Source organism: Streptomyces sp. NPDC029956 (genome assembly GCF_055574655.1).
Map to the genome: position 1 here is coordinate 57,342 of NZ_JBVHZJ010000002.1, position 14,946 is coordinate 72,287.

The 14,946-nt window shown below is 73.5% G+C and carries 11 protein-coding genes; 4 read left to right on the forward strand and 7 right to left on the reverse strand.

From position 1 onward, the window contains the following. Positions 1 to 181 precede the first annotated feature (181 nt). Positions 182 to 2,302, forward strand: coding sequence for a glycogen debranching protein GlgX (gene glgX, locus ACZ4XX_RS01485; RefSeq protein ID WP_468505977.1), 2,121 nt, complete (start codon positions 182 to 184; stop codon positions 2,300 to 2,302). Here glgX and ACZ4XX_RS01490 read toward each other — a convergent pair. After that, the gene (locus tag ACZ4XX_RS01490) at positions 2,271 to 3,503 is read right to left on the reverse strand and encodes an MFS transporter (protein WP_468506144.1); all 1,233 of its coding nucleotides are present in this window, start codon (positions 3,501 to 3,503) and stop codon (positions 2,271 to 2,273) included. The two genes, glgX and ACZ4XX_RS01490, sit on opposite strands and share 32 nt — an antisense overlap. A gap of 90 nt (positions 3,504 to 3,593) precedes the next feature. Between ACZ4XX_RS01490 and treY the strand changes: the two genes are divergently transcribed. Next, a complete protein-coding gene (gene treY / locus ACZ4XX_RS01495) occupies positions 3,594 to 5,972 on the forward strand; it encodes a malto-oligosyltrehalose synthase (protein ID WP_468505978.1) in 2,379 nt (792 codons plus the stop codon). Between the two features lie 90 nt (positions 5,973 to 6,062). Here treY and ACZ4XX_RS01500 read toward each other — a convergent pair whose 3' ends face one another. From ACZ4XX_RS01500 to ACZ4XX_RS01515, 4 genes are all read right to left on the reverse strand, one after another. Next, positions 6,063 to 6,548 (reverse strand): hypothetical protein, encoded by a 486-nt coding sequence (locus ACZ4XX_RS01500; protein ID WP_468505979.1) that lies wholly within the window; start codon positions 6,546 to 6,548, stop codon positions 6,063 to 6,065. Between the two features lie 116 nt (positions 6,549 to 6,664). Next, on the reverse strand, positions 6,665 to 7,816 hold the full coding sequence (locus ACZ4XX_RS01505) for a cytochrome P450 (protein ID WP_468505980.1): 1,152 nt from the start codon (positions 7,814 to 7,816) through the stop codon (positions 6,665 to 6,667). 174 nt (positions 7,817 to 7,990) lie between these two features. Next, a complete protein-coding gene (locus ACZ4XX_RS01510) occupies positions 7,991 to 8,923 on the reverse strand; it encodes a hypothetical protein (RefSeq protein ID WP_468505981.1) in 933 nt (310 codons plus the stop codon). A gap of 135 nt (positions 8,924 to 9,058) precedes the next feature. After that, positions 9,059 to 9,607 (reverse strand): DUF1707 and FHA domain-containing protein, encoded by a 549-nt coding sequence (locus ACZ4XX_RS01515; protein WP_468505982.1) that lies wholly within the window; start codon positions 9,605 to 9,607, stop codon positions 9,059 to 9,061. A 302-nt stretch (positions 9,608 to 9,909) separates the two neighbouring features. On the opposite strand from ACZ4XX_RS01515, the gene ACZ4XX_RS01520 reads away from it, so the two are divergent. Beyond that, positions 9,910 to 10,827 (forward strand): GNAT family N-acetyltransferase, encoded by a 918-nt coding sequence (locus tag ACZ4XX_RS01520; protein ID WP_468506145.1) that lies wholly within the window; start codon positions 9,910 to 9,912, stop codon positions 10,825 to 10,827. Positions 10,828 to 10,904: 77 nt separating this feature from the next. Further along, complete coding sequence (gene treZ / locus ACZ4XX_RS01525; protein ID WP_468505983.1) at positions 10,905 to 12,656, forward strand: malto-oligosyltrehalose trehalohydrolase; 1,752 nt, start codon at positions 10,905 to 10,907, stop codon at positions 12,654 to 12,656. 71 nt (positions 12,657 to 12,727) lie between these two features. Here treZ and ACZ4XX_RS01530 read toward each other — a convergent pair whose 3' ends face one another. Next, positions 12,728 to 13,891, reverse strand: coding sequence for an aminopeptidase P family protein (locus ACZ4XX_RS01530; protein ID WP_468505984.1), 1,164 nt, complete (start codon positions 13,889 to 13,891; stop codon positions 12,728 to 12,730). A 74-nt stretch (positions 13,892 to 13,965) separates the two neighbouring features. After that, the gene (locus tag ACZ4XX_RS01535) at positions 13,966 to 14,925 is read right to left on the reverse strand and encodes a DUF1444 domain-containing protein (RefSeq protein ID WP_468505985.1); all 960 of its coding nucleotides are present in this window, start codon (positions 14,923 to 14,925) and stop codon (positions 13,966 to 13,968) included. Positions 14,926 to 14,946: the final 21 nt, after the last annotated feature.

Genomic DNA, 14,946 nt, shown 5'->3' on the forward strand with positions numbered 1-14,946 from the left:
CGGCCACCACCTTCCCCAGGTGGCGGCGCGCTATTTCGTACACACTTCCCCCTCTTTCCCCCTCCAGGTCTGCGGTCACCCGGTAGGACGGGGCGAAGTCCTAGGAGGTTGCGCCTCTTTCGGGCAGGATTCGGCCGAAGAACATCTACAAAACCCGGACAGAAGAGGAAGAGTCGTATCCATGCAGGTCTGGCCGGGACAGGCGTACCCTCTGGGCGCCACCTATGACGGTGCGGGAACCAACTTCGCGGTCTTCTCGGAGGCCGCCCACAGGATCGAGCTGTGTCTGCTCCACGACGACGGCTCGGAGACGGCGGTGGAGCTGCGCGAGACCGACGCGTTCGTGCGGCACGCCTATCTGCCGGGTGTGATGCCCGGTCAGCGGTACGGGTTCCGGGTGCACGGCCCGTACGCCCCGGAGCGCGGACTCCGCTGCAACGCGGCGAAGCTGCTCCTCGACCCCTACGCGCGCGCCGTGTCGGGGCAGGTCGAGTGGGGCGAGGCGGTGTACGGCTATCCCTTCGGGAAACCGGACGCGCGCAACGACCTCGACTCGGGCCCGCACACGATGACCTCGGTCGTGGTCAACCCGTACTTCGACTGGGGCGACGACCGGCGGCCGCGCACCGAGTACCACCACACGGTGATCTACGAGGCCCATGTGAAGGGCCTGACGATGCTCCATCCGGATCTGCCGGAGGAGCTGCGCGGCACGTACGCGGGGCTCGCGCACCCGTCGGTCATCGGGCACCTGAAGGAACTCGGCGTCACGGCCCTCGAACTGATGCCCGTCCACCAGTTCGTGAACGACCACCGGCTGGTCGACGCCGGGCTCTCCAACTACTGGGGCTACAACACCGTCGGCTTCTTCGCCCCGCACAACGCCTACGCCTCCTGGGGCGACCGGGGCCAGCAGGTCCTGGAGTTCAAGTCGGCGGTACGGGCACTGCACCAGGCGGGCATCGAGGTGATCCTCGACGTGGTCTACAACCACACCGCCGAGGGGAACCACCTGGGCCCGACGCTCTCCATGCGGGGCCTGGACAACCCCTCGTACTACCGGCTCGCCGACGACCCCCGCTACTACATGGACACCACCGGCACGGGGAACTCGCTGCTCATGCGCTCCCCGCACGTGCTGCAACTCATCATGGACAGCCTGCGGTACTGGGTGACCGAGATGCACGTGGACGGTTTCCGCTTCGACCTGGCGGCCACCCTGGCCCGCCAGTTCCACGAGGTGGACCGGCTGTCCTCGTTCTTCGACCTGGTGCAGCAGGACCCGGTGGTCAGCCAGGTGAAGCTGATCGCCGAGCCCTGGGACGTCGGCGAGGGCGGCTACCAGGTGGGCAACTTCCCGCCGCTGTGGACCGAGTGGAACGGCAAGTACCGGGACTGCGTACGGGACCTGTGGCGGGGCGAGCCGCGCACCCTCGCCGAGTTCGCCTCGCGGCTGACCGGCTCCTCCGACCTCTACCAGGACGACGGCCGGCGGCCGCTCGCCTCCGTCAACTTCGTGACCTGCCACGACGGTTTCACCCTGCGGGACCTCGTCTCGTACAACGACAAGCACAACGAGGCGAACGGCGAGGGCAACCGGGACGGCGAGAGCCACAACCGCTCGTGGAACTGCGGGGCCGAGGGCGAGAGCGAGGACGTCGGGATCGCCGAGCTGCGCGCCCGCCAGACCCGCAACTTCCTGGCCACCCTGATGCTTTCGCAGGGGGTGCCGATGCTCAGTCACGGTGACGAGTTCGGACGCACCCAGGGCGGCAACAACAACGCGTACTGCCAGGACAACGAGGTGTCCTGGGTGCGCTGGCCGAAGGAGAACAGCGAGGCGGAGGCCACCCTGCTCCGCTTCACCCGGGCCATGGTGCGGCTGCGCCGGGACCATCCGGTCTTCCGCCGCCGCCGCTTCTTCCACGGGCGGCCGGTGGAGGGCACCCACGACGAGCTCACCGACATCGCCTGGTTCACGCCCGAGGGCGAGGAGATGACCTCCCGCGACTGGCAGGCGGCGCACGCCCAGGCGCTGACCGTCTTCCTCAACGGCAACGCCATCTCGGAGCCGGGCACGCAGGGCGAGCGCATCGCCGACGACTCCTTCCTGCTGATGTTCAACGCCTCGTCGAAGGAGCTGGAGTTCGCCGTCCCCGACAGCCACGGGGCCCGCTGGCGCACGGTGGTGGACACCTCCGACCCGGAGGGCATGCCACCGCAGGAGGGCCCGGAGCTGGTGGGCGGCGAGCGGGTGACCCTCGCGCCGCTCAGCCTGACCGTTCTGCGCCGGCCGGCCTGAGTTCCCGTACGGGACCGGGCACCGCCGCCCGTGCCGTCCAGGACAGCAGCGCGCAGGCCACGGCCGCCCCCACCGCCACCGCGAAGGCGGCGGGGGCGCCGTGGCCTTCGGCGAGCCGGCCCGAGACGGCCAGGGCCAGGGCCTGACCGGCCACGACCCCGCTGGTGAGGAAGGCCATGGACTCGGCGAGGCGGGCGGCCGGCACGGTGCGCTCGGTGAGCCCGAAGACGGTGATCAGGTGCGGGGCGTAGGCGGCGCCCAGGACGACGACGACCGCGTACAGGGCGCCGAGGGAGCCGACGAACAGCAGCGGGACGGAGAGGACGACCAGCGCGGCGGTCGCCGCGCGCCAGCGGGTCGTCAGCCCGATCCGGGCGGGCACGGCCGCCATGGAGAGTCCGACGGCGGCGCTCATGACCCCCATCGCCGCGTAGACCAGACCGGCCTGGGCGGGTGCGCCGAGCTCCTCGGTGAGCGCGGTGATCCCGGCCTGCGAGGCACCGAACATCGCGCCCTGGAGGACCATCGTGCCGCGCAGGGCGTACGCGGATCCGGGCAGCCGCGTCCGTTCGGAGGCGCCCGTACGGGTGGACGCCGACGGCTCCGGAAGGGTGGCCCGCGCCGTCGGGTGGAGGGCGAAGGCCGTGCCGAAGACGGCGAGCAGGAGGGCCGCAAGGAGGAGCGCGGCCGCCGGGTGGGCGACGGCGGCGGCGAGACCGACGAACGCCGGGCCGAGGACGAAGGACACCTCGTCGAGGGTGCCCTCGAAGGAGAGCACCGTGCCGACGGTCCGGTCGTCGGCGCCGGAGCGGCGGGCGAGGGCCACCGAGCGGGTCCTGGCGAGCGGCCCGACCTGGGGGACGCTCGCCCCGGCGAGCCCGCCGAGGACCATCAGCCAGGCCGTGGGGGCGTGGGCGAGCGCGGCGAGGACCAGGGCGGTGACGGCGACGGCGTTGGCGAGGGAGGCCGCGAGGACGATCCCGCGCTGGCCGTGCCGGTCGGTGAGCCGTCCGATGACGGGCCCGCCGACGGTCTGCCCGGCCGCGAGCGCCCCGCCCGCCAGGCCGGCCGTCGCGAGGGAGCCGCTCGTCTCGGCGACCAGGAGCAGGCTGCCCAGCTGGCACATGGCGGTGGGCAGCCGGCCGAGGAAGGAGACGACCGGCAGGGCGGGGCCGAGCAGGGAGAGGGTGTCGCGATACATCCGGAGCATCGGGCGAACGTAACGTGATGCACACGAACGGGTGCATGGGGCGATGACACAGAAGCCCTCTCGCGGGGTACGTACGTTCGCATGACCTCCCTCCCGTCCGGCCCGACCCCCTTCCCGTCCGGTTCCGTCCCGCCCCGTCCCACGCTTCCCACCGCCACCTACCGGCTCCAGCTCCAGCCGGAGTTCCCGTTCGCGGCGGCCGAGCGGGCCGTGCCGCACCTCGCGGGCATCGGGGTCTCGCACCTCCACCTCTCCCCCGTCCTGGAGGCGGTCCCCGGCTCGACCCACGGGTACGACGTCACCGACCACCGGTCGGTGCGCACCGAGCTCGGCGGCGAGGAGGGGCTGCGGGCCCTCGCCGCGACCGCGCGGGCGCACGGGCTCGGCCTCGTCGTCGACCTGGTGCCCAACCACATGGCGGCCTCCGCCCGGCACAACCACGCACTGCGCGCCGTGCTCCGCGACGGTCCCGCCTCGCCGTACGCCCGCTGGTTCGACATCGACCTGTCCGCCGGGGACGGCCGGCTGCTGCTCCCGGTGCTGCCCGCGCGGCTCCCGGAGGTACGGGACCGGCTGCGGGTCGCGGACGGATCGCTGCACCTGGACGGCCAGGACTTCCCGCTGCGTCCCGGCACGGAGGGGCTGCCGCTGGACGAGCTGCTCGACGCCCAGTGGTACCGGCTCGCCTGGTGGCGGCTCGCCCGCACCGAGCTCAACTACCGGCGCTTCTTCACGATCTCGGAGCTGATCGGGGTACGGGTGGAGGACCCCGAGGTGTTCGGGGCGACCCACGCGAAGATCGTGGAGCTGGTCCGGGACGGGGTGGTCGAGGGGCTGCGGATCGACCATCCGGACGGACTCGCCGACCCCCAGGGCTACCTGGAGCGGCTCGCCGCGGCGACCGGCGGGCGCTGCTGGACGGTGGTCGAGAAGATCCTCACCGGCCCGGAGACCCTGCCCGCCGCCTGGCCGGTCGCCGGCACCACCGGGTACGACGCCCTGCGGCAGGTCGACGGGGTGTTCACCGATCCGATCGGTGCCCATGAACTGACCGATCTGTACCGCGAGTTCGTCTGTCGAGCAGGCGACAGGGGCGGCCACTGGGAGGCGACCGAGCGGCGCGCCGCGTACGAGGTGGTCGGCCACGACCTGGCCGCCGAGACGGCCGTGCTGACCCGGATCGCGGAGCGTGTCTGCGCCGCCGATCCCGCCCTGCGGGACCACGCGCCGTGGGCGTTGCGCACCGCCGTCCGCGAGCTCCTCGTCCGGGTCCCGGTCTACCGGACCTACCGGACCGGCGGCGAGGAGGTGCTGACCCCGGAGGCGGCGCGCGGTGCGAAGGCGGCCTTCGCGGTGCCGGAGGAGGCGGCGGCGGTCGACGTCGTACGGGGCCTGGCGCTCGGGACGCTCGGCGACGGTCCCGAACACCGCTCGTTCCGGGCCCGGTTCGCGCAGACCTCGTCGGCGCTGCGGGCCAAGTCCGTGGAGGACACGGCCTTCTACCGGTACACCCCGCTGCTCTCGGCGAACGAGGTGGGCGGTGACGCGGGGCGGCCGGCGGTGTCGGTGGAGGAGTTCCACGCGTACTGCGCGCGGATCTCACGGGACTGGCCGGGCACCGGCACCGTCCTGTCCACGCACGACACGAAGCGCAGCGCCGACGTCCGGGCCGCGATCGCGGTCCTCTCACAGTGCCCGCAGGTCTGGGCGGATCTCCTCGGCGAGGTCGCGGGAGTGCCGGCGCCGGACCCGCACGTGGCCTGGACGGCCTGGCAGACCGCCTTCGGCTTCGGCGTCCCCGACCCGGGACGACTCGGCCCGGCGATCCTCAAGTCCGTACGGGAGGCGGGGCTCAGGACCAGCTGGACGGAGCCCGACACGGAGTACGAGCGGGCGGTGCAGGAGTTCGCGGCGGCCGGTCCCGGCCGCATCCCGCTCCGGGCGGCCTCGGAGGCGGCCTTCGCCCTGGAGCCGCACATCCGGGCGCACGCGCTGGGCGCGCTCCTCACGCAGCTGACGATGCCGGGGGTGCCGGAGCTGTACCAGAACACGGAGCGGGAGTACCGGGCCCTGGTCGACCCGGACAACCGGGCCCCGTTCACGATCGGCGCGGACGACGACCGCACGGCCCTGGTGCGGGCGGCGCTGCGGCTGCGGCGCGAGCGCCCAGCGGCGTTCGGCGCCCGGGGGGCGTACACCCCGCTGACGGCCGAGGGGCCGACGGCCGCCCACTGCCTGGCCTTCAGCCGCTCCGACGAGGTGATCACCGCCGTCACGCGACTGTCGCTGCGTCTCTGGGAGGCGGGCGGCTGGCAGGATTCGGAGCTGGTCCTCCCGGAGGGTCGCTGGGCCGATGTCCTGGACGGCGTGCGGGAGTTCATCGGCGGACCGGCGACGGAGCTGAAACTGGCGGAGCTGTTCGCGGAGCGGCCGGTGGCCCTGCTGGCGCGGACGGAGTGAGCCGTGCGCGGCTCCCCGGGCGGGGGGACGCGAGGGACGGGACGCTCCTGGGAGTGCGTCCCGTCCCGTTCCGCTCCGACCGACAGGCCGTCAGGAGCGGGAGGCTCGCGAGACCTCGCACTTGGTGTACTCGGAGCCGTCGCCGGAGCCGGGGTACGGGGTGCTGAGTTCGGCGCTCGCGGAGGCGCCGGCGGCGACCGCGATGGCGGTCTTGGTCGCGGTCGCCGGGACCGCGGTGCCGCCGATGTCGCCCTTGAACTTCATGGTGACGCTGTAGTCGTAGTCGAGCGAGCCGCTGTTGTTCACGGTGACGCGGGCGACGAGGTTCTTGGTCGCCGCGTCGTACTTGCACTCGTTGATGGTCACGTCGCGGACGGCCTTGTCGGCACTGCTGGAGCCGCCGGGCAGGGAGCCGCCGGAGGTGCCGCCGGAAGTGGTGTCGTTGTCGCTGTTGTGGTTGCTGCTGCTCGAACTGCCGGAGCTGCTGCTGCCGCAGCTGCCGCCGTGCGAGCCGCGGGCACCGGTCAGGGCGACGACCGCGATGCCGAAGACAGCGATCGCGCGAACATGACGCATCTTCACGTTTGAATCCCCGTTGGAAGTGGTAAAGAAGAAGGCGCTCTTTGACGAGCACACGTCACCCTAGCAGCGGGCGGGCGAGCCCCTTCCCCACCTCGGACCAGCCACCGGGATCAGCCGCCGGGACGCACGATCAGGCTCCGCGGCGCCCGCGTGATGAGCCCGGCCCACACCGGACGGAAGCCGTCGGCGAGGCGGAGCCGGGGCATCGCCGTGAACAGGGCCCGCACGGCGTACTCGGCCTCCAGACCGGCCAGGATCACGGCCGGGCAGAAGCCGCTGCCGTAGGTGAGCTGCCCCGGGTCGTCGCGGAGCGGGTCGAAGCGGTCGGGCTCGCGGAAGCGCTCCGGGTCGCGGCCGGCCGAGCCGACGAGCAGGGCGACCGAGGCACCCGCGGGAAGGACGCCGCCGCTGACGGGAACCGACGCGGCGGTACGGCGCACGGCGATCTGCACGGGCGGGTCACGGCGCAGCGACTCCGACCAGGCCCGGCCCACGAGGCCGACGGGGGCGTCCCTCAGGGCGGCGACCTGGTCCGGGTCCGAGAGGACGTTGCCGAGGAAGGAGGCGAGGGCCTTCTCCCGTACGGCGATCTGCCCGCCGCACTCCCCCGCGAGAGCCCCGGCGGCCCGGCCGCGGACGAGCCGCATCATGTCGCGGTAGGGCACGCCCACGGCGGCGGCGACGGTCCCCGCGGGGAGCCAGTGGCAGAAGTCGGCGACCAGGTCGGCCTGGGGACGCTCGGCGATCCGGCGGGCCAGGACGTACGCCGTCCGCTCGGTGACCGAGCGGAGCGCGGCCACGTCGACGTCGACGTGGGCCCGTGCGCACGGCGGGTCGCCGGGCCGGTGCCCGTGTGTGAAACGGCTGTCGGTGAGGGCGGTGGCCACGTCCGCGTACCGGCTGAGCACCCAGGCCCGCAGCAGCGGGTCGTACGTCAGCGGGAACTCCTCGCGCAGGGTCCGGTGGATCCCGTGCGGGTCGCGCGAGGCACCGGGGTCGAGGGGGCTCGGCGCGACGACCCGGACCCCGGAGACACCCCGGCCCCCGGGTGCGGTCCGCACCCGCGCCGCCAGCGGCGCGAGACCACCCGGCACCACGGCACCCACGCCCTCACCGGCCCGGCCGTCACCCGCCCGGCCGTCGGCCGGGGGCGTCGCGGGCGCCATGGACGGCAGTCTGGTCCAGGGATCGGCGGGCGGCGCCCCCGGGGGTCGGTCGTCCCCTATGCCTCGGCCCGGCTCGCGGCTCTGCTCGTGGCTCATCGCGCCCCCTGTCGATCGGCGGTGGGTGCCGCGGCCGGAGAACGTGGCGCGCGTCCCCACAGCCCATCACCGCCCGCGCCGCACCGCCCGCCGCATACCGCCGAACGGGTGAACAGTGCGCGGGGCGCGCCCCGTGGCGCCGTGCCGTCCCCTCCGACCGCCCCGACCCGGGGCTCAGACCACCGGCCAGTCCAGGCCGGCGGTCGCCTCGCGCGTGATGCGACGCCACTCGGCCTCCCCACCGGGCAGGGGCAGGCACCACGTCGGACGCGCGCGCGTGCTCAGGTCGCCGAGGAGGCGGGCCAGCTCCGGGCCGGCGGTGGCGGCGCCGTCGGGGACGGTGGGCCCGTGGTCGGCACGGAGCTCGGCGAAGCGTGCCAGTTCGTCCTCGTAGCACCTCACGGCCTCATGGGTGCGCGCGGCCAGGTCGTCGCCCGGGACCGTGCGGTGCAGCTGCAGCAGCGGAGGCTCGACGGACTCGGCGATCGCCGCGGCGAGCCGCGCGTGGCCGTCCAGGACCAGATGGCAGTCCAGGCCGCTGACCCACCACAGCAGGACGGGCGGGAGTGTCCCCTCGCGGGCCTGCTTGCGGTACGCCTTGACCCGGCTGTCGTCCGCGGGGGGCACGGGCCTCAGCGGAAGGACCTCCCCACTCCCGGAATGCACGAACCAGTCGATGTACCCGTCCGTATGGCCTTCCACCAGCATCGAGCTCCAGTGCTCGGCATGCGAGGTGTCGGCAGGGCGCCATCGCGTGAGCGGACTCTCGTGCGAGAGGAACCACCGACCCGCGTGCAGCGGACTCTCCGGCGATTCGACGAGGTGCCCGGCGATGCGGTGGGCCCACCGTTCCGGGCTGCCCGCCAGGGCACGCGCCGTGTCGGCGCGGAGCGGCGGGACGACGGAGCGGTAGGCGTCGGTGCGCCAGAAGTCCACGCCCTGAAGGTGCTCGTCGACGACGGCGAGCAGGACCGGCCGCGACCGCTGGGAGATCAGCAGCCTTCGCCCGGCGCCGAACACGCACAGTCCCGGCTCGTGGCGGTCCCCCACGTCGAGTGACAGGCCCCGCCACGTGCCGTCGTCCCGAGTGACATCCTCACGCCGCATGCCGAGAGCGTAGACGGCCGGACGGCCCGGGCCTGCGGGCGCGTCGGCCGGGCCTGCGGGCGCGTCGGCCGGGCCTGCGGGCGCGTCGGCCGGGCCTGCGGGCGCGTCGGCCGGGCCTGCGGGCAGGGCCGGGCCCTACCCGTGCGACAGGCGGAACGACATCTGGCCGAAGCCGACCACGTCGCCCGACCGCACGACGACCGCTCCCGTGACCCGGCGGCCGTTGACCGTCGTGCCATTCGTCGAGCCGAGGTCGCGGAGGATCCACATGCCGCTCTGCATCGACAGTTCGGCGTGCATCCGGGAGGCCGTCTCGTGGCTGAGGCGGAGGCCGTTGACCGGGTCGCGGCCGATGCGCAGGGGGTGCGGGCCCGGCAGCGGCAGCAGCAGCTTCGGCAGCCGCTCCGCGGACCAGGCGCGCCCCAGCCTGGCCGTGAACGCGGACATCCGCTCGACCGCGCCGACCACCCGGCGGGTCCAGGTGCCCTCGGTCCTCAGATCGGCGGTGAGCACGGCGAGTTCGTCGGGGCGCCGGGCCTGGAGCGCGCGCTCCATCCGGTAGACGAACGTGTCGTGCGAGAGGCGGCCCTGGGCGGCGCCCTCACGGAGCAGCACCAGCGCGCGGTCCCGCTCGGCGTCGGTCAGCCGAGGGGTGTTCGCCGGAAGCTCGAAAGGGGTCGTCACACCTGTGATTGTCGGTCCGTCGGGCCATCAGTGTCCAGAAGGGCCTCCGTCCGGGAAACTCCGTACCCCCTCGTCGATGATCGCTGTTACGGTCTGCCGTCTCCACAGCACAGATCTCCAGGGAGAAACACGACGTGACCACGTCTTCTTCGAGCACCACCACGAGCGCGCCCGGCACCACCACGAGCACGCCCGGCACCACCGGCACGACCGGCACGACCACGAGCACGACCGGCGCGCCGGACACCGTCGGCGCGCACGATCTCGTCATACGTCCGCTCGCCGGACCCGAGGAACTCGACCTGTTCCTCCGCCTCGCCTACTCGCTCGACCACGAGCTCGCCGACGACCTCGCCACCGGCCGCCGCGTCCCCGAGTGGATGTGGGTCGCCCTCGACGGCGACCGGCTCCTCGGCCGGATCGCCTGGTGGACCAACACGGCCGGCTGCGCCCCGCAGGCCCTCGACTTCTTCGACCTCGCCCCGGAGCTGTCGGAGGAGGAGCGCGCCACGATCGGTCTGCGGCTCCTGGAGACCGCCACGGCCGCCGTGATCCCGGCGGGCACGCAGCGCCCCGAGTTCGGCCGCTTCATGCCGGCCGACTGGCGCGAGGTCCCGGAGACCCGGTCCCTCCTGGAGTCCGTCTTCGGCACCCTGGTGGCCACGGGGGCCCGCCCGCTCGTCGAACGGCTGCGCCTGGAGTGGCGGTCCGGCACCCCCGTACCGGAACCGAAGGGCCGTCTGGAGTTCCGCCCGGTGCGGGACCGCGAGGACCTGGTCACCCTGATGACGCCGGTCATGGAGGGCACCCTCGACGCGCACGGACAGGCCGACCTCGCCTCCGGCCTGTCGGCGCGGGAGGCCGCGGAGCTGCACTACGACGAGGAGTTCGCGCACTACTCCTCGCCGCAGGAGTGGTGGCGGGTGGCCCAGCTGCCGGAGAGCGGCGAGCCGGTCGGCTTCGTCGTCCCCGCACGCAACAACTACCACCACACGATCGCGTACGTCGGCGTGCTGCCCGCCCACCGCGGCCACGGCTACATCGACGACATCCTCGCCGAGGGGACGCGGATCCTGGCCGCCCACGACGTGCCCCGCATCCGGGCCGCGACGGACCTGGGGAACGTGCCGATGGCGGCCTCCTTCGCCCGTACGGGCTACATCACCTTCGAGCGCGCGATCAACTATGTGTGGGACGCGCCGGGCGCGGCGGTGTCCTGACTGCCAGGATGGGCACGGTGGTCATGCGTCGACTCGCTGATTCACCGAGTGGCTGGACCGTCGACGAGGGGATTTCCGTGCTCTTCGAGGTGTGGGCGCCGAACGCCCGTGACCGGGTGGCGCTGGAGCTGAACGGTTCCGCGCATCCCCTGGAGCGGGACGCCGAGCGGGAGGGCTGGTGGACGGGTGTCGTACCCGCCGAGGACGGCGACCGGTACGGCTTCTCGCTCGACGGGGGTCCCCTGCTGCCCGACCCGCGCTCCCGCCGGCAGCCCGACGGGCCCGACGGACCGAGCGCGGTCGTCGACCATTCCGCGTACGTCTGGCGGAACGAGTCCCCGAGGCTGCGGCTCCGCAGCAGCGTCCTTTACGAGCTGCACCTCGGCACCTTCACCCCGGAGGGGACCCTGGACGAGGCGGCCGCGCGCCTCGGAGAGCTCGCGGGCCTCGGCGTCACCCATGTGGAGCTGATGCCGCTGTGTCCGTTCCCCGGGGTGCGGGGCTGGGGGTACGACGGGGTGGCGCCGTGGGCGGTGCACGAGCCGTACGGCGGCCCCGGGGCGCTGAAGCGGTTCGTGGACGCGGCGCACGGTCTCGGCATGGGCGTGGTCCTGGACGTGGTGCACAACCACCTGGGGCCCGACGGCAACCATCTCCCGCTGTTCGGACCGTACTTCACGGAGACCCACCACACTCCGTGGGGCGCCGCGGTGAACCTGGACGCGCCCGGCTCGGACGAGGTCCGGGCGTACTTCCGGGGCAGCGCGCTCGCCTGGCTGCGGGACTACCGGATCGACGGGCTGCGGCTCGACGCCGTGCACGCGCTCGCCGACACCCGGGCCCTGACCTTCCTCGAGGAGCTGTCGGCGGCCGTCGACGAGCTGGCGAAGGAGCAGGGCCGCCCGCACTTCCTGATCGCCGAGTCGGATCTCGCCGACCCGCGCACGACCACCCCGCGCGCGCTCGGCGGACTCGGGATCCACGCCCAGTGGAACGACGACTTCCATCACTCGCTGCACACCGCTCTGACCGGTGAGTCCCAGGGCTACTACGCGGACTTCGCCCGCGCCCCGATGGCCGCGCTCGCGAAGACGCTCACCCATGTCTTCTTCCACGACGGCACGTACTCGGCGTTCCGGGGCCGCCGGCACGGGCGTCCGGTGGACCGGGAGCGCACCCCCGCCCACCGCTTCCTCGGGTACGCGCAGACCCACGACCAGATCGGCAACCGGGCCCTGGGCGACCGTCTTTCGGCCTCCCTCTCCCCCGGGCTCCTCGCCTGCGCGGCGACCCTCGTCCTCACCGGCCCCTCGGTGCCGATGCTCTTCATGGGCGAGGAGTGGGGGGCGAAGACGCCCTGGCAGTACTTCACCGACCACACCGACCCGGAGCTCGCGGAGGCCGTACGGCGGGGCAGGCGACGGGAGTTCGCGGAGCACGGCTGGGACGAGAACGAGGTCCCCGACCCGCAGGAGCCCGCCACCCGCGACCGTTCGGTCCTCGACCGGGCCGAGCGCGAGCGGGACCCGCACAAGCGGCTGCTCACCTGGTACCGCCGGCTCATCGCGCTGCGCCGCACCCTGCCCGACCTGACGGACCCGGACCTGGCGGGTGTGAAGGCGGCCTTCGACGAGGAGGCCCGCTGGCTGGTCTTCCGGCGAGGGGTGCTGCGGGTGGCCGTCAACCTGGGCAAGGACCCGGCGGTGATCCCGCTCGGCTCCAACGGCCGCGACCGGGTCCTGGCGGCGTGGGAGCCGGTGGAGACCCCGGCGGGGGACGGGGTCCTGCGGCTCCCCGGCGAGTCGGCGGTCGTCCTGACGGACGGCTGAGCCGACCGGGCGCGGGCGACGACCGAGCCGGCACGGGCCCGGGTGACGACCGAGCCCGCCGCCGTACGCGCCTACTCGACGATCGCCATCTCGTGCGGGGTGTTGTTGAAGCGGCGCCCCGCGCCGTCCTCGGTCGCCGTCACGATGTCCTCGATCCGGACGCCGAAGCGGCCGGGCAGATAGACGCCCGGCTCGATGGAGAAGCACATGCCCGGCACGATCGGGAGCTCCTCGCCCTCGATCATGTACGGCGGTTCGTGGGTGGTGACACCGATGCCGTGGCCGGTCCGATGGATGAAGTACTCGCCGTACCCGGCGTCCTCGATGACCTTGCGGGCCGCCCGGTCGACGTCCTGGCAGGCCACCCCGGGCCGTACGGCCTCGAAGCCGGCCTGCTGCGCCTCCCGTACGAGGTCGTGGACGCGCCGCTCCTCGTCGGTGGGTTCCCCGACGTGGACGGTACGGGTGGTGTCGGAGCCGTACCCGTGCTTGAGGCCGCCGAAGTCGAGGACGACCATGTCGCCGCGCTCGATGACCCGGTCGCCGGCCTCGTGGTGCGGGTTGGCGCCGTTGGGGCCCGAGCCGACGACGGTGAAGTCGACCTGCGAGTGTCCGAAGCGCAGCAGCAGCGCGGCCAGGTCGGCGGCGACGTCGGTCTCCCGGCGGCCGGCGAACCGGACCTGGAGGATCTCGCCGTACGCCCGGTCGGCGGCTGCTCCGGCGGCGGCGATCCGGGCCAGCTCGTGGGCGTCCTTGACGCCGCGGAGCATCGGCAGTGCCTCGGTGAGGGAGACGTACGAGGTGCCCGGGAGGGCCTTCTGGAGGCCGAGGAGGTGCATGGCCCAGGCGTTGTCGCTGACGCCGAACCTGCCGTCGACGGCGAGGAGGGGCGCGGTGACGGCGTACGGGTCCTTGCCGTCGGTCCAGTCCCGCAGGGTCAGCGCGGCGGCCCCGGTGGCCTTCTCCGCGTCGGGGGCCTCCAGGGTGGGGACGACGAGGACGGGTTCCTGTCCGGGGGCGATGACGAGGGCGGTGAGCCGCTCGGTGATCGCTGTGGGCTGGTAGCCGGTGAGGTAGACGAGGTCGGGGCCCGGGGCGACGATCACGCCCGCGAGTCCGGCGTCGGCGGCGGACTCGGCGGCGCGGGCCATCCGGGCCCGGTAGTCGTCCGCGGTGAACGGGACGGGGGTCTCGCCGTGCTCCTCGGCCGCTTCGGGGGCGGGGGTGCTCGACATGGGGTCTCCTTCTCGGCTCCGCTGCATCCTGGACGTACAGCATCCTGCCGGGCGGCGCCCCGGGCCGCGACCGCTCAGCGGAGGTCCGGGCCCTGGGCGATGAGCCGCTCCAGGAGTTCCTGGAAGTCGTCGCCGACGACGATCCGCAGGTCCCCCCGTTCCTCGTCGTGCTCGCTGAGCTGGGTGAGCGTGCCGCCGCGCCACCAGAAGACGTACGGGCTGATGGCGCCCGGCGTGTCCTCGTACCCGGAGGCGGCGAACGAGGCCATCGCGCCGAGGGCCGGGATGATCGAGGTGTCGCGGATGGGGTGGAAGGCGAGCTGGTGCCGGAACGGCATCGCGACCAGGGCGCCGTGCTCGCCTATCGGCAGGCCGGTGACCCGGCGGACGACGCCGTCCAGGTCGAGGACGCGGCTCGCCGTGTAGAAGGAGTCGCCGAGGATGATCTCGAAGCACATGCCGTCGGCGTCACGGACGGTCTCGTGCTCCTCGACGGGCAGCCCGCGCAGATTGCGCAGGGCCCGGTCGCGCAGCTGGGCGTGGTCGCCGAGGCGTGCGAGCGCTTCGTCGGTGAGCATCATGACGCTCTCGGGCAGGTCGAGGGCGAGGATCTCGTAGAGGCCGGGGCCGACGGTCCGCGCGTACCCGAAGGCGGCCGCGTCGATGCCGTCGCCGCTGACGACCCGCGGGTACAACTGGGAGCGGATCTGCTCGGGCGGCAGGGTGTCGAGCGCGGACGGGCCGTCCATGGCGCGGACGACGAGGCCGATGTGGCGGTTGATCATGCCGGGCCAGACGCGGGGGCCCCGCCGGTCCTGGTGGCAGACGGCGGCGAGGTTGCCGAGGCCGAAGCGGCGGCCCTTGTCGTCGACGACGTGGTCGGCGTAGACGCTGACCTCCAGGCCGAGCTCGGCGAAGGTCTCCCGGACGCGGCCGCGGAAGAGCGCGGCCTCACGCTGTGAGAAGTACGCGAACTCGGGGTCCCTCGGTGCGTCGTCGCCGTCCCGCCTGGGTCCTCGTCGCAGCCACCCCACGCCCGCCCGCCTTCCGTCGCC